This is a genomic window from Streptomyces sp. NPDC006743 (assembly GCF_040703815.1).
Taxonomy (GTDB): Bacteria; Actinomycetota; Actinomycetes; order Streptomycetales; family Streptomycetaceae; genus Streptomyces.
This window is the reverse complement of record NZ_JBEYJA010000014.1, coordinates 112,084-131,627: the sequence shown is the minus strand read 5'-3', so window position 1 is coordinate 131,627 and position 19,544 is coordinate 112,084. Positions and strand designations below refer to the sequence as shown.

Here is a 19,544-nt window from a genome sequence, read left to right as displayed (position 1 = left end):
TCAGGCGGGGCGCGGGCCCCCGAACTCGCACCACACGGTCTTGCCGGGCACCCGCCCCTCCACACCCCACTTGTCGGCCAGCGCGGCCACCAGCAGCAGTCCCCTGCCGTGCTCCGACTCCGCCGACGCCTCCGGCTCCCGCACCTGGCCGCCCCCGCTGTCGTGCACCTCGACCCGCAGGACGCCGCCCGCGTGCAGCGTGAGGAGCACGGCGAAACCGCGCCCTGGCGGTACGCCGTGCAGCAGCGCGTTGGTGGCCAGCTCGCTCACGCAGAGCAGTACGTCCTCGCCGCGCGCCGTCAGCTCCCAGTCGGCCAGCGCGGCGCGTACGAACTCGCGTGCGATCCGCACCGACCTGCGGTCCCTCCGGAAGAACGCCGCGCGCGTGAGGGGGTGTTGGACTTCCACGTTCATGAGACGAGTGTCACTGTGCGTCACTACAGTGGACCAACGAGTGAGATCGTACTCCTCATCGCTACGACTCCAGTCGGCTCACTTCGCACGCCCACGGGGGAAAGGACCGGCCATGCACTCGGGGAAGAAGAACAGGAAAGTCGGGACCTGGCAGGCCGTCGGTTCACTGGTCGCCCACTACCGCAGGCGGGCCCGGATGACCCAGGAGCAGTTCGCCGAGGCGGCCAGCGTCCATGTCGACACCGTGGGCTCGATCGAGCAGGGCCGGCTGGCCCTCCAGCCGGACCGGGCCGAGCAGTTCGACGAACTGCTGGAGACGGGCGGGGCGTTGGCGGTACTGGTGGCGCGCCTGCCGGTACGGGACCGGGTGGTGCAGTTCGCGCAGGGGCTGGTGGAGCACGAGCAGGAAGCGGTGGGCATCTTGACCTACGAGACGCAAATGGTGCCTGGACTTCTTCAGACCAGGGAATACTGTCTCGCCGCCTTCGACTCCCGCTATCCGTCGCTAGGAAGCGAAACAGCAGAGCAATGGGTGACCGCCCGCATGGATCGGCAGTTGCTCTGGCGACGCGAACACCCCCCGGTGGGGCACTTCATCATCGAAGAGAGCGTACTGAAGCGTCAGGTAGGCGGGCCGGATGTCATGCGGAAGCAGTTCCGTCAGATCCTGGAGTACACCAAGCCCGTCCACATGAGCTTCCAGATCATGCCCATGGACCAAATGCCACACGCCGGGCTAGCGGGTCCAATGACACTGCTGGAGACACCGGAACATGAGCGTCTCGCCTACCTGGAAGTACAGCGGGCCAGTTTCCTTGTCGATGACCCGGACGAGGTCTGCGACTACCACCACAAGTATGGAATGCTGCGGTCACAGGCCCTCTCACCTGACAAAAGTGTGCGCCTCTTGCACGGACTGCTAGGAGAGTCATGAAGACCGCATGGTTCAAGTCCAGTTACAGCGGCAGCGAGGGCGGCGACTGCCTCGAAGTCTCCTACGCCTGGCGCAAGTCCAGCTACAGCAGCAACGAGGGCGGTAACTGCGTAGAGGTCGCCGCTCACCCCGCCGCCGTCCACATCCGTGACTCCAAAGCCGCCCCCGTCGGCCCCGTTCTCACCGTCTCCCCCGCAGCCTGGAGTGAGTTCCTTGACCGAGTCGCCGGCTGACTGGGTTCACCTCGCCTCGTACCCGAACCTGCCGGGGCGGCCCGGCGCGGGGCCCTTCCTGCTCGGTTGACTGCGGGAGCGCGGCATCGACTGGATGCCGTTCGAGGAGCACGAGATCAGGATCGACCTCATGTGCCGCAGGGACGAGGACGGGCACTGGCACGGCACGGTCGCGGTGAACGTGGAGGCCCGCGCCCTGCGGCGGCTCGGCCTCCATCCCGATCAGCCGTCCTCGGTGGTGGACGGACCGTCCCCGCCCCGCTGGTGGCATGCCGCCGGTGCGCGGTACGCGGCACGGGGGTCCGTACGGCGCCGTCACGACGAGCGGTGAGAGCGGGCTCAGAACCCGCCCCCGAAGTCCCCGCCCCCTCCCCCGCCGCCTCCGCCGAAGTCCCCGCCACCGCCGAAGCCGCCTCCGTCGCCGAAGCCGCCGCCGAAGTCGCCGGGGTCGAAGTCGGCGCCCGAGACGTCGCCGCCGTCGTAGCCGCCGAAGCCGTCACCGCCGAAGTCGCCGTAGCCGGTGCCGTAGTCGGCTGCGTAGGCCGGGCCGGCCATCATGCTGCCCAGGACGGTGCCGACGAGGAGGCCGGGGAGGATGCCGCCGCCGAAGTATCCGCCGGCCCAGGGGCCGTAGGCGGGGCCCGCGTCCCAGTAGGGGCGGCGGCCCTCGGCGGTGTCGACCTCGCGGATCACCGGGTCGTGGCCGTCGGCCAGCCGGGTGGCGTCGGCGGCGCAGACCGGGACCCGGCGGGGCGCGCCGCCCGGCGGGGTCCAGTCGGCGTCGCTGACCGAGGGACCGTGACGGGGGTCGAAGAAGCAGGGCGGGCGGCGCTCGGGCAGCGGGCGGCCCTCGCGGCGGGCGGCGAGCAGGGCGAGGGAGAAGCGGCCGTCCTCCAGGGCCTGGGTGACCGCGCGGACGTCCTCGGGCCGCCGGGCGGCGGCCATGGACTGCTTGGCCTGCTCGTAGGCGTCCAGCGCGCGTTCGTAGTCCGCGCGCATGGCGTCGTCCGCGCCGGGCTCGGCCGGGTGGAAGTCCAGGCGGTCCAGCTCCTCGCCGAAGGCGGTGATGTCCTCGTCGACGACGACCCGCAGCTTCTCCAGCGCGGCCCGCTGGTCCGCCTCCCGGCGCCGGGAGGAGCGCCGGACCAGGGCGTACGCGCCGACGCCGGCCGCCACCAGGACCGCGGCGCCGGTGATCAGGGCGGTGCCCGACATACCGGTGGAGCGGCCCGAGGTGCCCCAGGTGGAGGGCGCCGAGCCGTGCATGTTCGCCAGGGCCCGGTCGGTGAAGTCCTTGAGCTGGGTGGCGGCGCTCTCGCCCTGGACGCTGGTCACCAGGTTCTGCACGGCGGTGCGCGGCAGCACCCGGGCATCGGCGCGGGCGTCGAAGCGGTCGCCGAGGCGGACGGCGTAGGCGCCGGTGATGCCGGTGGCCGTGCGCAGGTCGGTGAAGAGGTTCTGGGTGGGGTAGCCGGCCGGGAGGACGGCGATGAACAGGGGTTTGTCGGCGTCCTTGATCGTGCGCGCCAGCGCGTCGGCGTCGGCGGGCGGCAACTGGGCGGACGCGGCCGGGTCGACGTAGACGGGGCTCTTGCGCAGGGCCTGGGCGATGGTCGAGACGCCGGTCGCCGCCTCGGCGCGCGGGACGCCGGCCAGCAGGAGGGACAGGGCGGCCAGGACGGCCACGGTCAGTGCTGCCAGCAGTCTGACGGGGGCCCGGGGCGGGGCGACGGCCTTCATATCTCGAAGCTACCTGAAATGAGACAAGGAGGGTGTCCCCGCCGGTGGGGGGCGCCCGTCGCAGCGGGTGCCCCCCACCGTGTTCTCATGCCGCCCGGTAGGCCGCCGTCAGCCGTTCCACCGCCGCGCCGTAGCGGCCGGTGAGCAGCAGGTGGTCGGCGTCGGCGAAGGGCTTCGCCACCGCCGCGCTCATGCCACGCCCGGCCGCCCTCTGCTGGACGATCAGCCGCGCCCGGGTGACGAGGGCGCGGCCCGCCTGCGCGGCGTGGGCGCGTTCGGCCGCCGCCGCGGCCACGCCGAGCGCCCGCAGGGCCGTCGTGCCGCCCGTGGGCACGTGCGTCAGCGTCGTCAGCCCCCAGCCGTAGGGGAACTGCGGGTCGTAGGAGGCGTCACCGACGTTGACCGGCAGCTGCCCCTCCGACTTCGGCCAGGTCACCGGGAGCTGACCCGTGAAGGCTCGCTTGCCGTAGAGGACGTCCGCGACGCCGTCGCCCTCGGTGCCGGGCAGCCAGGAGGCGACGAGCGCGTCGATCGCGCCGAGCCGGTCACCGATCAGCTCGGGCCGGCCCGAGACGATCAGCACCGCGCACCGCATCGCGGCGCACACCTTGTCCACCGCCGCCTTGTCGGCGGCCGAGAGCTGGAGGTCGTGGCCGTTGCCGACGTCCCCGACGCCCTCGGCGTACGGGGTCTCGCCGACGACGACCACCCCGGCGTCGTAGCCGCTCGTCGGCGCGGAGGCGTCCTTGGAGTAGGTGACGTTCCCGCCGGCGTTCCGCATGCCCTGGAGGATGGTCGTGCCCTGGGTGTGGGTGCCGGAGGCGCCCTGCCAGGTGATGGTCCAGCCGCCCGTCTGGTTGCCGAGGTCGTCGGCGTTGGATCCGGCGACGTAGACCTTCTGGTCCTTCCTGAGCGGGAGGACGCCGCCGCTGTTCTTCAGCAGGACCTGGGACTCGGCCGCCGCCTGCCGGGCCACCGCCCGGTGCGCCGCGGAGCCGATCCGGGCGGCGCCCGAGGTGTCGGCGTAGGGGTGCTCGAACAGGCCCAGCCGGAACTTCTGCGTGAGGATGCGGGAGACCGCGTCGTCGACGCGCCGCTCGCTGATCCGGCCCGCCCTCACCTCGTCGGCCAGGGTGGTGCTGAACTCCTTGTAGGTGTAGGGGACCATCATCATGTCGAGGCCCGCCTCGACCGAGGTGCGCACGTGGGAGGCGTAGTCGCCGGGGAGCTGGTCGATGGCGTTCCAGTCGCTGATGACGAAGCCGTCGAAGCCCATCCGGCCCTTGAGCACGCCGTCGATCATGTCGGCGCGGGCGTGCATCTTCACCGGGCCCCGTCCGTCGCCGGCGATGTCGAGCGAGGAGTAGGAGGGCATGACGGTGCCGATGCCCCGGTCCACGGCCCTGGCGAAGGGCGCGAGGTGGACGGCCTCCAGCTCCTGGCGGGTGACCTTGGTGACGCCCTGGTCGACGGTGTACGTGCCGGTGGTCGAGGATCCGTACTCGGTGCCGCCGTCGCCGAGGAAGTGCTTGGCGGTGGCCAGCACCTTGTCGGCGCGGTCCAGGTCCCGGCCGTCGGCCCGGCCCTGGAGGCCCTGGACGACCGTCTCCATGGACTCCACCAGGGCCGGGTCCTCACCGAAGGACTCGTAGGAGCGGCCCCAGCGCTCGTCGCGTGTGACGCACACGCAGGGCGCGAAGTCCCACTGCACGCCGGTGGCGCGCACCTCGGCCGCCGTGACCGCGCCGGTCTTCTCGGCGAGTGCCGGATCGCGGGTGGCGCCGATGCCGATGTTGTGCGGCATGACCGTGGCCCCGGCCAGGTTGTTGTGGCCGTGCACCGCGTCCACGCCGTAGATCAGCGGGATCTGGAAGCGGGTGGCCCGCGCGCGCAGCTGGAAGCCGTCGATCATCCTCGCCCAGGCCTCGGGCGTGTTGGGTTCGGGGACCGAGCCGCCGCCGGAGAGCAGCGAGCCGAGGGCGTAGGAGGCGATGTCTCCGGGCGCGGACATCGCGCCGCGCTCGGCCTGGGTCATCTGTCCGGCCTTCTCCGCGAGGGACATCCTGGAGACCAGGTCGGCGACCCGCTTCTTCACGGGCAGGCGGCTGTCCAGGTAGGGCAGTCCGTGGGCGTCCACGACGACCTGGGGGGTCTCGGCGGGGGCCTTGGCGCCGGTGACGGTGAGCTTCAGCGGAATCGTCTCGGCCGGTTCGGCCGACCGGTCCTTCAGGGTGGGGACGCGGACCGTGCGGGAGGTGCCGGAGGCGGTGCCCGCGGGGAAGGTGAGGGTGCCGAAGACGGGGGTGTAGTCCTCGCCCGGCCGCGCGGTGCCGCCCGTGGTCGTGTAGGCGACGGTGACCGGCTCGTCGAGGGGCGCGGAGCCGGTGGTGGCGACGGTGACGCGGACGGCCGCGGCGGTGCCCTCCGGCACCGGGTACACGGCCGCGTCCGTGGTGACGGAGGCGCGCAGGGACTGGTCCGCCCGGCCGTACAGCTCCACGTCGTCCAGGGCGAACTCGCCCTTGACGCCGGTGGGCAGCGTCAGGGCGTAGCCCCACATTTGGGTGAGGCCCAGGACGTGGTCGATGCCGCCGACGGGCTGGTAGTCCGTCCGGTAGGTGAAGTCGGTGAAGGGCAGTTCGATCTGTTTCCAGCCGGTGAAGTCGTCGGTGAAGGACGTCATCCACAGCTCGGACGCCTCGCCGTCGGCGCCGCCGTCCTTGATCTCGAAGGGGATCTTCCTGCCGGTGGCGCGGCCCTCCCACCACAGGCGGACGCCCCGGTGGGCGGACCAGTCGTGGGCGGGCCGGCCGGCGGCGAAGTCGTGGGTGAAGCCGCCGTAGCCGCTGATGTCGTAGGTGCCGGCCAGGACCTTGGTGCCCTCGGGGGCGTCGGGGCGCTCCGCCAGCCGGAGCGCGGGCGCGTCGTCGCCGTCACCGCCCCAGGTGAAGATGCCGTCGGCGGGCTGGTTCGCGAAGGGCACCTCGCCCTCGAAGCGGTCGACGGGCACGGGGGCGGGGTCGTCCGCACCGGCGGCGGCACCGGCCGCGCCGAGCGGCAGCAGGGCGGTGAGCAGGGCGGCGGAGGCGAGCAGGGCGGTTCTTCGCATGGACCTTCCCTCGGTATCCGGATTGTTCCGACACGTCGCTGAACGCTCAACTCAGGGCTTAGTTCACAGCGTGAGTCAAAGGGGACCACCTCACGGCGTCAAGGCTTCACGCCACAACCGGTACACAGGCAACGCCCGTACGGGGAACGAGCGTTGTCCCTTCGGGTTCTGAACGCGCGGCCCCTCGACGCGGGCCGCGCGCCGTCATTGCCTCACCGCTTCCACGGTGAACACCCCCGCCGGCGAGTGCCCGGACGTCACCGGCGACTCCGCCGCCGACGGCGCCCGCGCGCCGATCCGGTCGTGCACGGGGGCGGCGAACCGGAAGTGGCACCTGGGGTGACGTATCGTCGGGCCACCGTCGTGTCCGACCTGTCACCGGGAGCCCGGCATGAGCACAGCCCGCGATCTGCTCTTCGTCACCCTGGACGTGCCCGGTGACCATCCGGTCGAACAGGGGGACCTCTCGCTCGCCCTGGCCGGCGCCGAGCTCGTCGACCTGCTGGCGAGCGGGGCGGCCCTGCTCATCGGGGACCGGCTGCGGCCGGGTCCGCGCACCCTGGCGGGCGACCCGCTCCTGGACGAGGCGGCGGCCGCCGTGGTGGGCCGGGAGCCGTACGAGAGCGTCGAGGACTGGCTGTGGCGGCGCGGGCGCGGGCTGGCGGCGCACTACACGGCCGCGCTGGAGGCGGAGGGGCAGCTCGGCACCGTCCGGCGCCACCGCTGGCTGCCCAGCCGCCCGGTGGACCGGGTGGTGCCGGCCGACGGGGCACCGGACCGGCGGTCCTCCGCCGACCGCTGGGCCGCCCGCGAACCGGTCCTCGCCGCCCTGGCCGCCGCGCTGGGCGTGGCCCCGGACCCGGCCGGCGCCGAGCGGGCCGCCGAGCCCGAGGACGAGAGCGCGGTGACCGTGCTGGCCGCCGTCGGCGACGCCGTCACCGAACTGGAGGGCGTGCGCCAGCGGCGGCGCGTGGAGAACGCCGCCTTCGACAACATCTGGCGGGGGCCCTGACCGGGCGGGGGCGGGGCGTCGGCGGCCCCGCCCCGATCCGGACGAGCGTTCCTACGCCGCCGGGTCCACCCCGGCGCGCAGCAGGCCGTAGGTGTACGCGTCCTCCAGGGCCTGCCAGGAGGCGGCGATGACGTTGTCGGCGACGCCGACCGTGGCCCACTCGCCCTTGCCGTCCGAGGTGGAGATGAGGACCCGGGTGGTGGAGGAGGTACCGTGCCGGCCCTCCAGGATGCGGACCTTGTAGTCCACCAGCTCCAGGGAGCCCAGCTGGGGGTAGATCTTCTCCAGGGCGACGCGCAGGGCGCGGTCGAGGGCGTTGACCGGTCCGTTGCCCTCGGCGGTGGCGACGATGCGCTCCTTCTTGGCCCACAGCTTGACGGTGGCCTCGTTGGCGTGGGTTCCGTCGGGGCGGTCCTCGACGATGGCCCGCCAGGACTCGACGTCGAAGTACTTCAGCGGCCGGCCCTCGGCCTCCGCGCGCAGCAGGAGTTCGAAGCTGGCGTCGGCGGCCTCGTAGGTGTAGCCCTTGAGTTCGCGCTCCTTGACGCGCTCGACGACCCGGCCGACCAGCTCGCGGTCGCCGCCGAGGTCGATGCCGAGTTCCCTGCCCTTCAGCTCGATGGAGGCGCGGCCGGCCATGTCGGAGACCAGCATCCGCATGGTGTTGCCGACCTGCTCGGGGTCGATGTGCTGGTACAGGTCGGGGTCGACCTTGATGGCGGAGGCGTGCAGGCCCGCCTTGTGGGCGAAGGCGGACAGGCCGACGTAGGGCTGGTGGGTGGAGGGCGTGAGGTTGACGACCTCGGCGATGGCGTGCGAGATCCGGGTCATGTCGCGCAGCCGGCCCTCGGGGAGCACCTGCTTGCCGTACTTGAGTTCCAGCGCGGCGACGACCGGGAAGAGGTTGGCGTTGCCGACGCGTTCGCCGTACCCGTTGGCCGTGCACTGCACGTGGGTGGCGCCGGCGTCGACGGCGGCCAGGGTGTTGGCGACCGCGCAGCCGGTGTCGTCCTGGGCGTGGATGCCGAGCCGGGCGCCGGTGTCGGCCAGCACGGTGGCGACGACCGCGTGGACCTGGGCGGGGAGCATGCCGCCGTTGGTGTCGCAGAGGATGACGACGTCGGCGCCGGCCTCGGAGGCGGCCCGGACGACGGACTTGGCGTACTCGGGATCGGCGCGGTAGCCGTCGAAGAAGTGCTCGCAGTCGACGAAGACGCGGCGGCCCTGGGAGCGCAGGTGGGAGACGGTGTCGCGGACCATCTCCAGGTTCTCCTCCAGCGTGGTGCGCAGCGCCAGCTCCACGTGCCGGTCGTGGGACTTGGCGACCAGCGTGATCACCTCGGCGCCGGAGTCCAGGAGCGCCTTGACCTGGGGGTCGTCCGCGGCCTTGGCGCCGGCCCGGCGGGTGGCGCCGAAGGCGACCAGCTGGGCGTGGCGGAAGGCGATCTCGTCCTTGGCGCGGGCGAAGAACTCGGTGTCCCGCGGGTTGGCGCCGGGCCAGCCGCCCTCGATGAACCCCACGCCGAAGTCGTCCAGATGGCGGGCGATGGCCAGCTTGTCGGCGACGGTGAGGTTGATGCCCTCCCGCTGGGCGCCGTCGCGCAGGGTGGTGTCGAAGACGTGGAACGAATCGTCCAGCCGGCTGGTTTCGGACATGTCTCAAGGCTCCTGATGTGGGATCTCGGTCGTACCGGAATAACCGGCTCCACCGTCCCCCCAATCCTCCCGCGCGCCCCGTCCCCGGCTGAAGGTGGGCCGGGAAAACGAAAGACCCCTCGCGGGTGCGAGAGGTCTGCGCGCGGGTCGAGGACGACGGTGGCCGCCCGTACCTGGTCGTACGTGACGGTCACTGCGGACCGGCGCGCCTGCTGCCAATAATCATGGCGAACGAGAGCACGGGAGCAGTCTGGCACAGTCCTGCCCCCGTCCTCATCGATGTCTCAGGATGCGGGCGTCAGTGTGGACGCCCCGGTGTTCTTCACCCGGGTCAGGTCCAGGTCGCGGGTCTCCCGCATGGTGAGGTACACCACCAGGGAGACGGCCGCGCACGCCGCCACGTACCAGAAGAACCCGGACTCGGCCCCGGCCTTCTTGAACCACAGGGCGACGTACTCGGCGGTGCCCCCGAACAGCGCGTTGGCCAAGGCGTACGGCAGGGCGACGCCGAGCGCGCGCACGCCGGTCGGGAACAGCTCGGCCTTCACGCAGGCGTTGATGGAGGTGTAGCCGGTGACCACGACCAGCGCGAGCAGGGACAGGCCGAGCGCCGGCCAGAAGCTGCCCGCGTGCCGCAGCAGCGTCATGATCGGCACGGTCAGGAAGGTCGAGCCGACCGCGAAGGTGATCAGCAGCGGGCGGCGGCCGATCCGGTCGGACAGGCGTCCGGCGAGCGGCTGGAGGCAGGCGAAGACGATCAGCGCGGTGAAGGAGACCAGCGTCGCGGTCCGCTTGGGCAGGCCCGCCGAGTTGGACAGGTACTTGGTGAGGTAGGTGGTGTACGTGTAGTACGCCACCGTGCCGCCCATGGTCAGCGCCATCACCAGCAGCGCCTCCCGCTTGTGCGCCCACAGCGCGCGCAGCGTGCCGCGCTCCTCACCGCTGTCGTCGGCCTCGTACACCTCGGTCTCCAGCATGCTGCGCCGCAGGTAGAAGATGACGGCGGCGCCGAGCGCGCCCACCACGAACGGGATGCGCCAGCCGTAGCTGTGCAGCGCGTCGTCGGACATGGTCCGCTGGAGCAGGATCTGCAGGCCGAGGCCCACGATCTGGCCGGCGGTCATCGACACGTACTGGAAGCTGGAGGCGAAGCCGCGCCGGCGCGGGTCGGAGGCCTCGGTGAGGTAGGTGGCGCTCGCCGCGTACTCGCCGCCGACCGACAGCCCCTGGAGCAGCCGGGCCAGGAGCAGCACCAGCGCGCCCCCGTACCCGGCGACCCCGTAGGTCGGTGCGACGGCGATGAGGACGGCGGAGGCGGACATCAGGGTGACGGTGAGGGTCAGCGCCGCCTTGCGGCCCCGGCGGTCGCCGACCCGGCCGAGCAGCCAGCCGCCCACCGGCCGCATGAAGAACCCGACCGCGAAGATGCCCGCGGTGTTCATCATCTGGGCGGTCGGGTTCCCGTGCGGGAAGAACGCCCCGGCGAAGTAGGTGGCGAAACTGGCGTAGACGAACCAGTCGTACCACTCCACCATGTTGCCGGCCGAACCGACCCAGATCTTCTTCCACTGCTCTCGTCCCATGAGCCCTCATTGCCCCGCCGGGACACGGCCGACGCATCGGGCGGAGCCGGCCGGCGCACGGCGACGGGAAGCGGCTGGGGCCGCGGCGGGAGCCGGCGGGGGTGGCGGGAGCGGGTCCAGCGGTCCGGCGACGCGGTGCGCGAGCGGGTCTAGCGGTTCAGCGACGCGTCCAGGAATTCGCGCACGTGGCCGAGCACCCGTTCCCGGCCGGTGCCGCGCAGGCCGATCGCCACGTGGATGGCGAAGCCGTCGAGGAGGGCGCGCAGCCGGGTGGCGAAGCGGTCGGCGTCGACGGGGCGGAACTCGCCGCGCGAGACGCCCTCGGCCACGAGCGCGGCCAGGTCGCGGTGCCAGGCGCCCTCGATGGCGGCCTGCCGCTCGCGGGCGTCGTCGTCGGCGGTCAGCGAGCGGTTCCAGACCTCCAGCCACAGCGTCCAGTGCGGGTCGCGGTGGCCGTCGGGGAGGTAGAGGCCGACGTAGGCGTCCAGGCGTTCGCGGGCGGAGCAGGCCCGGGTGAGCAGCCGTCCGCGTTCGGCACCGAGGCGGCTCTCGCTCCACTCCAGCGTGCGCAGCAGCAGCTCGTCCTTGGAGCCGAAGTAGTAGAGCAGATGGCCGCTGCTCATGCCGACCTCGCGGCCGAGCGCCGCCATGGTGAGTTTCTCCAGACCGCGCTCGGCGATCATCTCCATGGCGGCGGCGAGGACCTCCTCGCGGGGCGGCGCGTTCCTGCGGGCCCGTGCCGCACCGGCCATCTGCTGCTCCTGTACCTGTCAGACCTTCGGCTGCTGCTGGGTGATGCAGTGGATACCGCCGTAGTTCGAACCACTAAGGCGATGACCTGCACAGATGGCGATTCTCCCACACCCGATGGGAGAGGAATGGGAGTTAGCCTCGGGCGAGCAACCTGACAAGGTGCTCACCGCTTGCCCGCCTCCTGCTCGCCGGCCCCTGCAGTCCCTCGCCGCCGTCGCCTCGGTCGGCGTCCTGGTCCTCGGACTGTACGAGGCCCTCGGCCGCTGAGCCCCCGACCACCGCGGCCCCGTCCCCCTTCTCTGGAGATGACGAGGCCGCTTTCGTCGTGCCCCGATACGCTCACGCCATGATTCGCGCTGTGATCTTCGACGTCGGCGAGTGCCTCGTAGACGAGACCACCGAGTACGGCACTTGGGCCGACTGGCTCGGCGTGCGCCGCCACACCTTCCATGCAATGTTCGGCGCCGTCATCGCCCAGGGCCGCGACTACCGCGAGACGTTCCAGGAGTTCCGGCCCGGCTTCGACCTGTACGCCGAACGCGAAGCCCGGGCTGCCGCTGGCCGGCCGGAGCACTTCGGCGAGGAGGACCTGTACCCGGACGTCCGCGACGCGCTCGCCACGCTGCGGGCCGACGGCCTGTGGCTGGGCATCGCCGGCAACCAGACGACCCGGGCCGGGAAGATCCTGCGCGAGTTGTTCGCCACCGACGTCGACCTGATCGGCACCTCGGACGACTGGGGCGCCGGCAAGCCGGACCGCGCGTTCTTCGATCGTGTCGCCGAGGTCGTCCCCGCCGAGCCCGACGAGATGCTGTACGTCGGCGACCGCGTCGACAACGACATCACCCCCGCCCGCGCGGCCGGAATGCACACCGCGCTCGTCCGGCGCGGCCCGTGGGCGACGATCCAGTGGCGCAGCGAGCAGGCACAGAAATTGCCGACGTTCCGCATCGAGACGCTGCTGGAACTGTCTCCGCTGATCAAGCAGTTCAACGAGCGAGCGCGCTGACCGTCGTCGACCAGCCGTAGAGCCGGTCGTCCAGTTCCCGCACGCACGTCTCGTGCTGGTGCGGCGCCAGCGCCCGCCGCACCTCACGCACCCGGTCCATCCCCATCGCGTACCAGGTGCGCTCCAACTGGTCGAGCGCGCGCAGCGCATACGCGCAGGCCTCGTCCGGGCGGCCTGCCGCAGCCTCGACGGCGGCGAGGTCACCGAGGACAACTGTCCGCTGCTTCTCCTCGGTCGCATCCAGCGCATCGAGGACGCCGAGCAGGGTGGTCCGGGCCTGTGGCAGGTGCCCGGCCTTCAGCTGCGTGTTGCCCTTGAACGCCGCGAGACGCACGGCGCTGAACCAGTCGAGCCACTCCGGGCTGCCGTGGTCGCTGCCCGCGGCGAGCAGACCCTCGCCGTGACCGATCAGGTGCAGCGCCGTCCGGGGATTGCCGCATCGGGTCTCGCACTCGGCTTCCACCGCGTCCAGCCATGCGAGCAGTTCGGCGGACGCAGGGCCCCGCCGGGCGTAGGTCCGCGCGGCCACCATCCGCTCGACGGCCGCATCGCGGTCGCCCGCCCATGCAGGGATGAACGCGCTGTGTGCGAGGACTGCGCTGCCCATGAGCGGATCGTCTGCCTCGCCCGCGGCCTGAAGCGCGCGGAGCAGGGTCTGCTGGGCCCGACCCGCGTCACGCATGTCGAAGAACTCGATCCGCGCAGCGAGCAACCACGTCTCGGCCAGCGCAGCGGCCGTCCGCTGCCGGGTCTGGCCGGCCGTCTCCGGCAGCAGGGCGCAGCCCAGGGTGGCGTGCGCGAGGGCGGCAGGGTGCAGGGTTGCCGGCGCGACCGACCAGTACAGGCGTCGGTGCGAGCGGGTCACGGCCTCGTAGTCGTCGGCCGCTGTCGCGGGCTGCATGGCCACGGCCTGGGTGGGGACCGCGGCGAGGCCGACGGCGGCCGCCGTGGCGGCGAGCACTGTGCGCCGACTTTGGGCGGCAGTGCTGCCACCCGGTGGGGTGAACCCGAGCGCTTCCAGTTCCTGGCCGAGGAGTCGTGTGAGAGCTCGGCCCACCTCGGGCTGAGGCCAGGGGGGCGCATCGGACTCCCAGCGGCGGACCTGCCGCACCCCCACCTGCAGTGCATCCGCGAGGGCCTGCTGAGAGTGGTAACCGGCGGCCAACCGGGCAGCCTTGAGCCGAGCGTTGCCTGTGGGACGTGGCACTGCTGCACCTCCATCGTCGTGCACTGCGCCAAGTATCCTGTCAGGCCCTCCCGTTGACCAGTCGTCACCCTGACGACTCAGCGAAAGTCCCCTTTACGGCCACTGAAAGACCTCTAGAAGTCCTCGGAATAGGGCACCGCGAGGACCAGTCTTGGGCACACCAGATCCACCTGGTCCGGAGGAGCCCCCGATGCCCACACCTCCAGCACCGCCACCCGCCGAGACGAACGGGACGCCGCCCGCGTCCCGTCGCGGCGAGGTCTCGCCGCCCTGACGATCCTCGGCGCGCGCCGGCGCTGTCGTGGAGGACCCGCAGAAGCGGGTGACGTACTACTTCATCCCGGCCGGGCCGCCGCCGGGTGGGACGTACCTGACACGGCTGCACTCCCGCACGGCATCAGCGTGCCGATCCCGTCGAGGCGCCGCACGGGCGGCCCGCCGCCGGCGCGCACCAGCGGGCCGAGCTGGAGGTCGCCGACGCCTCCGCTGATCTCAGGCCCGCACGCTGAGCCCTCACCGCAGCCCCATTCACAAGGGAGTGAAATGACTGCCACACTCGTCTCACCGAACACCGTCCTGGCCAACGCTCTCCACCACGCCGAGGACGTGCTCGCGCCTCGCATTCGTACGGAGTCGCCCCAGCGCATCGTGTTCGTGGTCGGTACCCAGATCAACGGCGTGCCCCACCTGGGTACCTCGCTGGTCCAGTCTCTGGCGTTCGCGGCAGCCGCCCGCGCACGACAGCGTTTCGGTATCCCTGCCGAGGTCGCGTTCGGCGCCCTCGACAACGCGCCGCACGAGGTCGTCATCGACCCGGCCACCGGGCACAGCTACCAGCGCGCGTACGCCCAAGCGCTTGGCGAGGACGTCCTCGCCAAGCAGGTCGACGAGCTGTACCGGCCGCTGTTCGATGCGCTGTCGGAACAGTTGTCGATCCCCTACTCCGTTGAGATGTACTCCCGGCAGCAGCAGACCGAGCAGTACCGGCGCACCTGGTTACGGGTGCACCGCCGCATCGACGCCGCCCGCTGGTGGCTCGACCCGGCTCACGGGGTACCTCACGTGCGCATCCCCTGCCCGGCCCCGGGCTGCGGGTGGGCCGAGAAGTACGCCGAACGGACCCGCATCCTGCTCGACGCCGACCACGCCGAAGTGCACGCCGTGTGCATGCACCACGGGCCGTACGAGGTCGTCATCGCTCCCGACAGCGGCGGGTACCTGGACCTCGCCACGCTGTACCGCAACCTCGTCAAGGAGACAGCCGCGACCGTCGACCGCGAGCGCCTGAGCGTGATGGTGAAGGGCGGCGACTGGGTGTTCGGATCGACCCTCGTCGACAACGCCCTGACCGCGATCGGACTCACCGGGGCCCAACTCCCCACCCGCCTGTTCTGCCCGCAGGTCCTCACAGACACCGGAGCCAAGCTGTCGAAAAGCCTCATCCGGGACGGTAAGGCGCCGTTGCCTGACGGGTCCGCGCCGTGGATGCTCGACACGCGGATGTGGCCCGGCTCGGTGTCCGAATACGCCGAGCGACTGCTCACCATGGCCGGCGTGCTGCTCGCCACACCGAGGCACTTCTTCCGCTCGTACTCGGCCGGCGAACTCGGCCGGCTGATGTCCCACCCGACGAGGAGCGTCACACCTCTATGAGCACCACCAGGGCCGCCCGCAGGCACGAGCTGAACCTGTACCGCCGGTACTTCGATCTGGTGGCCGCCGGCCGCAAATCGATCGAGGTCCGGGTGCGGTATCCGCATCTCGCCGACATGGCCGCCGGTGACCAGATCCGGTTCCGGGTCAAGGGCACTGCCGAGACGTGCGACGTACGCGTGCTGCGGGTGACCCCCTACCCCGACTTCGAGACGCTGCTCGACGGCGAGGGGCCGGCGAACGTCAACCCCACAGCGAGCCGCGAGCAGCAACTCGCGAACATCCGCAGCATCTATCCGGCTGAGAAGGAGTCACTGGGCGCGCTCGCGATCGAGATGGAACTCGTCTTCGGTTGAGGCGAGCCAGCGCTCCCCCCTGGTCTCCCGCTCCTGGTCATGCGCCCGGGCGGAAAGGTGGCCGCCCTTGTGCCCCCTGTGAGGGCAGCCACCACGCGTCGGCAGCGGCACGTAGATCTTCCCCTCAGCGAGCAGTCCGCCTTCTGGCCGACCGGCTGGGTGGACTGTGACACGGCCCTCCCCCAGCCCCAAACCGTCACCGTTGGGGGCTGTCCGCTTCTCCCATGGGAGATGAATGGGAGAATGATCTTGCTCATGGGAGCCGACTAGAGCTAACTAAGGCTAACTAGAGCTAGCTGTCGTTCGACATATCCGCTGGTCAGCTCACTGACCTGCGCGCTTCGGCTGCTGCTGGGTGATGCAGTGGATGCCACCGCCACCGGAGAAGATCGTACGGGCGTCGACGAGGGTCACCGTCCGCTCCGGGAAGAGGCGGCGGAAGATGTCCGCGGCCGTCTCGTCGCGCGGGTCGTCGAAGCCGCACAGCACGACACCGTCGTTGCAGAGGTAGTGGTTGATGTAGGAGTAGTCGGCCCAGCGGCCGTCGGCCTCCAGGACGGTGGGCGCGGGCACCTCGACGACCTCCAGGGGACGGCCGTGCGCGTCGGTGGCCGACCGGAGAAGGCCGATGACCTCCTGGGTGACCTCGTGGTCGGGGTGGGCCGGGTCGGGCTGGTGGTGGGCGACGACGACGCCCGGGCGGGCGAAGGCGGCGACGATGTCGACGTGGCCGAGGGTGCCGTAGCCGTGCGGGGGGTAGTCGCCGGTGAGGCCGCGCGGCAGCCAGATCGCCTTCTCGGTGCCGAGGTGGGCGTGGATCTCCGCCTCGACCTGCTCCCTGGTCCAGTGCGGGTTGCGCTCCGGGCCGAGCTGGACGGTCTCGGTCAGCAGGACGGTGCCCTCGCCGTCGACGTGGATCGCACCGCCCTCGTTCACCAGCTTCGAGGCGTACGTCTTCGCGCCGGCGAGGTCCGCGACGTACGCGCCGATCTTCGCGTCGTGCTCCCAGCGGGCCCAGTCCTGCGCGCCCCAGCCGTTGAACGTCCAGTCCACGGCGGCGAGTGAGCCCTTGCCGTCGGTGAGGAAGGTGGGGCCGATGTCGCGCATCCAGGCGTCGTCGAGGTCACGCTCGACGGTGTCGATCCCGTCGCCGAGCAGGGTGCGGGCGTCGGCCGACTGGCCGGGGCCGCACACCACGGTGACCGGTTCGAAGCGGCGGACCGCCCGGGCGACCGAGGCCCAGGCGGCGCGGGAGGCGGCCAGCTCCTCGGGGGTGTCGAAGGTCGGGTTGGCGCCCGGCCAGGCCATCCAGGTGCGCTCGTGCGGCGCCCACTCGGCGGGCATGCGGAAGCCGTCGGCGGCGGGGGTGGTCATCTCGCGGATCCTTAGAGGAAGTACAGGCGGTTGAGGGAGACGGAGTCGGCGGGCTCGGAGCGCAGCGGGTCGCCGTCGAGGGTGACCAGGCCGGTGCGCTGGTCGACGTCGACCGCTCCGGTACGGGAGTTGAGCCGCAGGTCTGCGGGGCCGATGCCGCGGGTGCCGCGGACGGCGACCCGGCGCCTGCGGGTGGGCATCGTGTCGTTGCCCTGGTCGAGTGCGGACCGCGCGACGAACGCCACCGAGATGTCGGCCGGGGTGGCGCCGTGCGCGCCGAACTGCGGGCCCAGGACGAGGGGTTCGCAGGTGTCGGTGGCGGCGTTGGGGTCGCCGGTCACGCCGTACGCCGGGAAGCCGGACTTGAGCACGAGCTGCGGTTTGGCGCCGAAGTACTCCGGGCGCCACAGCACGATGTCGGCCAGCTTGCCCGCCTCGATCGAGCCGACCTCGTGCGAGAGCCCGTGCGCGATGGCGGGGTTGACGGTCAGCTTGGCGATGTAGCGCAGCACGCGGCCGTTGTCGTCGTCGGGGCCGTCCCCCTCGACCGGGCCCAGCTCGGCCTTCATCTTCCCGGCCATCGCGAACGTGCGGCGTACGGTCTCGCCCGCGCGGCCCATGCCCTGCGCGTCGGAGGAGGTGATACCGATCGCGCCCAGGTCGTGCAGCACGTCCTCGGCGCCCATGGTGCCGGCGCGGATGCGGTCGCGGGCCATGGCGGCGTCGCCGGGCAGGTCGGTCTTCAGGTCGTGGACGGAGACGATCATGCCGTAGTGCTCGGCGACCGCGTCCCGGCCGAAGGGCAGGGTGGGGTTGGTGGAGGAGCCGATGACGTTGGGCACGCCGGCCATCTTCAGCACGTTGGGGACGTGCCCGCCGCCGCAGCCCTCGATGTGGAAGGCGTGGATGGTGCGTCCCTCCAGGACGCGGAGGGTGTCCTCCACCGACAGGCACTCGTTGAGGCCGTCGCTGTGCAGGGCGACCTGGACGTCGTGCTCCTCGGCTACGCGCAGGGCGGTGTCCAGGGCGCGGGTGTGGGCGCCCATGTCCTCGTGCACCTTGAACCCGCAGGCGCCGCCCTCGGCCAGCGCCTCGACCAGGGGCGCCTGGTGCGAGGACGAACCCCGGCCCAGGAAGCCGATGTTGACCGGCCAGGCGTCGAAGGCGTCGAAGGCGTGCCTGAGCGCCCAGGGCGAGTTGACACCGACGCCCCACACCGGCCCGAACTCCTGGCCGATGATCGTGGTCACGCCGGAGGCGAGCGAGGCCTCCATGATGCGCGGTGACAGCAGGTGGACATGGGTGTCGACGGCACCGGCGGTGGCGATCAGGCCCTCGCCGGAGACGATGGTGGTCCCGGTGCCGACGACGACATCGACGCCGTCGAGGGTGTCGGGGTTCCCGGCCCGTCCGACCGCGCTGATGCGGCCCTCGCGGATGCCGATGGACACCTTGCGGATGCCCTGCACCGCGTCGATCACGACGACGTTGCTGATCACCACGTCGCAGGTCTCGCGGACGGCGGCGGCCTTGAGGTGCAGGCCGTCGCGGGCGGTCTTGCCGAACCCGGCGAGGAACTCGTCGCCGTACTTCTGGGCGTCGGACTCCACGCGGACGACGAGACCGGAGTCGCCGAGGCGGATGCGGTCGCCGGCGCGCGGGCCGTGGGTGGCGGCGTAGGCGTGCGGGTCGACGTGGATCGCCCGGCTCACCTCGCGTCCCTTCGAGCGGCTCATCGGACGTCTCCTTCCGGTGTGTCCACAGCGGTGACTCCGAGGTAGCCGCAGGCGGCGGCCCTGCGCAGCGCCTCCTGCTTCGCGCCCGGCGCGTCCAGCGGCCCGTCGACGAGCCCGGCGAAGCCGATCGCGATCCGTTCGCCGCCGATCGGCACGAGACCGACCTCGGCGCTCTCCCCCGGCCCGAACCGCACCGACGAGCCGGCGGGCACCGCCAGGTGCGTGCCGTAGGCGGCGGCCCGGTCGAAGTCGAGACGCGGGTTGGCCTCGAAGAAGTGGAAGTGGGAGGTGACGGAGACGGGGACGGCCGCCGTGTTGGTGACCGTGAGCCGCAGGGCGGGCTCCGGGTCGGCGTGCCGCGGACCGGGCAGCAGCGCGCCCGGTCCGTCCTCGCCGAGGGAGCCGCCGGCGAGGGGGTCGGTGACGATCGCGAGCCGTGACCCGTCGTCGAAGACGGCCTCCACGTGGACCTCGGTGACCACGTCGGCGACGCCCGGCAGGACGTCGTCCGGGCCGAGCACCGTGCGGGCGCGCTCGATCGCCTCGGCGAGCCGGGCCCCGTCGCGGGCCGCCTCGCACACCGTGTCGGCGATCAGCGCGGTGGCCTCCGGCACGTTGAGCCGCAGACCGCGGGACCTGCGGGCGCGGGCCAGCTCGGCGGCGCTGAAGAGCAGCAGCCGGTCACGCTCGGTGGGGGTCAGTCTCACGCGGCGGCACCTCCTTGGCTTCCAGAGTTTAGAACGACACTCTAAACAGTGGAGACAAAGGAGCGATA

18 protein-coding genes are annotated in these 19,544 nt (G+C 71.8%); 8 read left to right on the top strand and 10 right to left on the bottom strand.

Annotated features, from left to right (window positions below):
• A complete protein-coding gene (locus ABZ719_RS15000) occupies positions 1 to 414 on the bottom strand; it encodes an ATP-binding protein (protein WP_366725620.1) in 414 nt (137 codons plus the stop codon).
• 112 nt (positions 415 to 526) lie between these two features.
• On the opposite strand from ABZ719_RS15000, the gene ABZ719_RS14995 reads away from it, so the two are divergent.
• From ABZ719_RS14995 to ABZ719_RS14985, 3 genes are all read left to right on the top strand, one after another.
• A complete protein-coding gene (locus ABZ719_RS14995) occupies positions 527 to 1,348 on the top strand; it encodes a helix-turn-helix transcriptional regulator (protein WP_366725619.1) in 822 nt (273 codons plus the stop codon).
• Complete coding sequence (locus ABZ719_RS14990) at positions 1,345 to 1,581, top strand: DUF397 domain-containing protein (protein ID WP_366725618.1); 237 nt, start codon at positions 1,345 to 1,347, stop codon at positions 1,579 to 1,581. The genes ABZ719_RS14995 and ABZ719_RS14990 overlap by 4 nt, the downstream gene beginning before the upstream one ends.
• Before the next feature lie 94 nt (positions 1,582 to 1,675).
• A complete protein-coding gene (locus ABZ719_RS14985) occupies positions 1,676 to 1,912 on the top strand; it encodes a hypothetical protein (RefSeq protein WP_366725617.1) in 237 nt (78 codons plus the stop codon).
• An 8-nt stretch (positions 1,913 to 1,920) separates the two neighbouring features.
• On the opposite strand, the gene ABZ719_RS14980 is transcribed toward ABZ719_RS14985, so the two are convergent.
• Together ABZ719_RS14980 and ABZ719_RS14975 are read right to left on the bottom strand one after the other, a co-directional pair.
• Positions 1,921 to 3,321 (bottom strand): hypothetical protein, encoded by a 1,401-nt coding sequence (locus tag ABZ719_RS14980; protein ID WP_366725616.1) that lies wholly within the window; start codon positions 3,319 to 3,321, stop codon positions 1,921 to 1,923.
• Between the two features lie 85 nt (positions 3,322 to 3,406).
• Positions 3,407 to 6,430 carry a glycoside hydrolase family 3 N-terminal domain-containing protein gene (locus ABZ719_RS14975; protein WP_366725615.1) on the bottom strand — a complete coding sequence of 1,008 codons (3,024 nt, stop codon included), beginning with the start codon at positions 6,428 to 6,430 and terminating at the stop codon, positions 3,407 to 3,409.
• A 391-nt stretch (positions 6,431 to 6,821) separates the two neighbouring features.
• Between ABZ719_RS14975 and ABZ719_RS14970 the strand changes: the two genes are divergently transcribed.
• The gene (locus ABZ719_RS14970) at positions 6,822 to 7,442 is read left to right on the top strand and encodes a GPP34 family phosphoprotein (protein WP_366725614.1); all 621 of its coding nucleotides are present in this window, start codon (positions 6,822 to 6,824) and stop codon (positions 7,440 to 7,442) included.
• A gap of 51 nt (positions 7,443 to 7,493) precedes the next feature.
• On the opposite strand, the gene cimA is transcribed toward ABZ719_RS14970, so the two are convergent.
• The 3 genes from cimA to ABZ719_RS14955 all read right to left on the bottom strand — a co-directional run bounded on the left by cimA (position 7,494) and on the right by ABZ719_RS14955 (position 11,433).
• Entirely contained in the window at positions 7,494 to 9,098 is a 1,605-nt protein-coding gene (cimA, locus tag ABZ719_RS14965) for a citramalate synthase (RefSeq protein WP_366725613.1), read from the bottom strand.
• A 284-nt stretch (positions 9,099 to 9,382) separates the two neighbouring features.
• On the bottom strand, positions 9,383 to 10,681 hold the full coding sequence (locus tag ABZ719_RS14960) for an MFS transporter (protein WP_366725612.1): 1,299 nt from the start codon (positions 10,679 to 10,681) through the stop codon (positions 9,383 to 9,385).
• Between the two features lie 149 nt (positions 10,682 to 10,830).
• Positions 10,831 to 11,433, bottom strand: coding sequence for a TetR/AcrR family transcriptional regulator (locus tag ABZ719_RS14955; protein ID WP_366725611.1), 603 nt, complete (start codon positions 11,431 to 11,433; stop codon positions 10,831 to 10,833).
• Between the two features lie 94 nt (positions 11,434 to 11,527).
• Between ABZ719_RS14955 and ABZ719_RS14950 the strand changes: the two genes are divergently transcribed.
• Both ABZ719_RS14950 and ABZ719_RS14945 read left to right on the top strand, forming a co-directional pair.
• Entirely contained in the window at positions 11,528 to 11,701 is a 174-nt protein-coding gene (locus tag ABZ719_RS14950; protein WP_366725610.1) for a hypothetical protein, read from the top strand.
• A gap of 79 nt (positions 11,702 to 11,780) precedes the next feature.
• Positions 11,781 to 12,443 carry an HAD family hydrolase gene (locus tag ABZ719_RS14945; protein ID WP_366725609.1) on the top strand — a complete coding sequence of 221 codons (663 nt, stop codon included), beginning with the start codon at positions 11,781 to 11,783 and terminating at the stop codon, positions 12,441 to 12,443.
• On the opposite strand, the gene ABZ719_RS14940 is transcribed toward ABZ719_RS14945, so the two are convergent.
• Positions 12,424 to 13,650 carry a helix-turn-helix domain-containing protein gene (locus ABZ719_RS14940; RefSeq protein WP_366725608.1) on the bottom strand — a complete coding sequence of 409 codons (1,227 nt, stop codon included), beginning with the start codon at positions 13,648 to 13,650 and terminating at the stop codon, positions 12,424 to 12,426. The genes ABZ719_RS14945 and ABZ719_RS14940 overlap by 20 nt on opposite strands.
• Before the next feature lie 543 nt (positions 13,651 to 14,193).
• Here ABZ719_RS14940 and ABZ719_RS14935 point away from each other — a divergent pair.
• Both ABZ719_RS14935 and ABZ719_RS14930 read left to right on the top strand, forming a co-directional pair.
• Complete coding sequence (locus tag ABZ719_RS14935; RefSeq protein ID WP_366725607.1) at positions 14,194 to 15,303, top strand: hypothetical protein; 1,110 nt, start codon at positions 14,194 to 14,196, stop codon at positions 15,301 to 15,303.
• Positions 15,300 to 15,659: an ASCH domain-containing protein gene (locus ABZ719_RS14930; protein ID WP_366725606.1), complete on the top strand. Its 360-nt coding sequence runs from the start codon at positions 15,300 to 15,302 to the stop codon at positions 15,657 to 15,659. The genes ABZ719_RS14935 and ABZ719_RS14930 overlap by 4 nt, the downstream gene beginning before the upstream one ends.
• A 324-nt stretch (positions 15,660 to 15,983) precedes the next feature.
• Here the strand turns inward: ABZ719_RS14930 and ABZ719_RS14925 are convergent, their stop codons facing one another.
• Genes ABZ719_RS14925 through ureA form a run of 3 tightly spaced genes read right to left on the bottom strand, consistent with a single transcriptional unit; the run spans position 15,984 to position 19,476 of the window.
• Positions 15,984 to 17,033, bottom strand: coding sequence for an agmatine deiminase family protein (locus ABZ719_RS14925; protein ID WP_366725605.1), 1,050 nt, complete (start codon positions 17,031 to 17,033; stop codon positions 15,984 to 15,986).
• Positions 17,034 to 17,044: 11 nt separating this feature from the next.
• Entirely contained in the window at positions 17,045 to 18,769 is a 1,725-nt protein-coding gene (locus tag ABZ719_RS14920) for an urease subunit alpha (RefSeq protein WP_366725604.1), read from the bottom strand.
• The gene (gene ureA / locus ABZ719_RS14915) at positions 18,766 to 19,476 is read right to left on the bottom strand and encodes an urease subunit gamma (RefSeq protein ID WP_366725603.1); all 711 of its coding nucleotides are present in this window, start codon (positions 19,474 to 19,476) and stop codon (positions 18,766 to 18,768) included. The genes ABZ719_RS14920 and ureA overlap by 4 nt, the downstream gene beginning before the upstream one ends.
• Positions 19,477 to 19,544: the final 68 nt, after the last annotated feature.

What these genes read in the sequence shown, in the direction of transcription:
- ABZ719_RS14990 (WP_366725618.1), top strand. Translation starts at nt 1,345, where the DNA reads ATGAAGACCGCATGGTTCAAGTCCAGTTACAGCGGCAGCGAGGGCGGC.
- ABZ719_RS14920 (WP_366725604.1), bottom strand. Translation starts at nt 18,769, where the DNA reads ATGAGCCGCTCGAAGGGACGCGAGGTGAGCCGGGCGATCCACGTCGAC.
- ABZ719_RS14945 (WP_366725609.1), top strand. Translation starts at nt 11,781, where the DNA reads ATGATTCGCGCTGTGATCTTCGACGTCGGCGAGTGCCTCGTAGACGAG.
- ABZ719_RS14925 (WP_366725605.1), bottom strand. Translation starts at nt 17,033, where the DNA reads ATGACCACCCCCGCCGCCGACGGCTTCCGCATGCCCGCCGAGTGGGCG.
- ABZ719_RS14970 (WP_366725614.1), top strand. Translation starts at nt 6,822, where the DNA reads ATGAGCACAGCCCGCGATCTGCTCTTCGTCACCCTGGACGTGCCCGGT.
- ABZ719_RS14935 (WP_366725607.1), top strand. Translation starts at nt 14,194, where the DNA reads ATGACTGCCACACTCGTCTCACCGAACACCGTCCTGGCCAACGCTCTC.
- ABZ719_RS14960 (WP_366725612.1), bottom strand. Translation starts at nt 10,681, where the DNA reads ATGGGACGAGAGCAGTGGAAGAAGATCTGGGTCGGTTCGGCCGGCAAC.
- cimA (WP_366725613.1), bottom strand. Translation starts at nt 9,098, where the DNA reads ATGTCCGAAACCAGCCGGCTGGACGATTCGTTCCACGTCTTCGACACC.
- ABZ719_RS15000 (WP_366725620.1), bottom strand. Translation starts at nt 414, where the DNA reads ATGAACGTGGAAGTCCAACACCCCCTCACGCGCGCGGCGTTCTTCCGG.
- ABZ719_RS14975 (WP_366725615.1), bottom strand. Translation starts at nt 6,430, where the DNA reads ATGCGAAGAACCGCCCTGCTCGCCTCCGCCGCCCTGCTCACCGCCCTG.
- ABZ719_RS14995 (WP_366725619.1), top strand. Translation starts at nt 527, where the DNA reads ATGCACTCGGGGAAGAAGAACAGGAAAGTCGGGACCTGGCAGGCCGTC.
- ABZ719_RS14950 (WP_366725610.1), top strand. Translation starts at nt 11,528, where the DNA reads ATGGCGATTCTCCCACACCCGATGGGAGAGGAATGGGAGTTAGCCTCG.
- ABZ719_RS14955 (WP_366725611.1), bottom strand. Translation starts at nt 11,433, where the DNA reads ATGGCCGGTGCGGCACGGGCCCGCAGGAACGCGCCGCCCCGCGAGGAG.
- ABZ719_RS14980 (WP_366725616.1), bottom strand. Translation starts at nt 3,321, where the DNA reads ATGAAGGCCGTCGCCCCGCCCCGGGCCCCCGTCAGACTGCTGGCAGCA.
- ABZ719_RS14930 (WP_366725606.1), top strand. Translation starts at nt 15,300, where the DNA reads ATGAGCACCACCAGGGCCGCCCGCAGGCACGAGCTGAACCTGTACCGC.
- ABZ719_RS14985 (WP_366725617.1), top strand. Translation starts at nt 1,676, where the DNA reads ATGCCGTTCGAGGAGCACGAGATCAGGATCGACCTCATGTGCCGCAGG.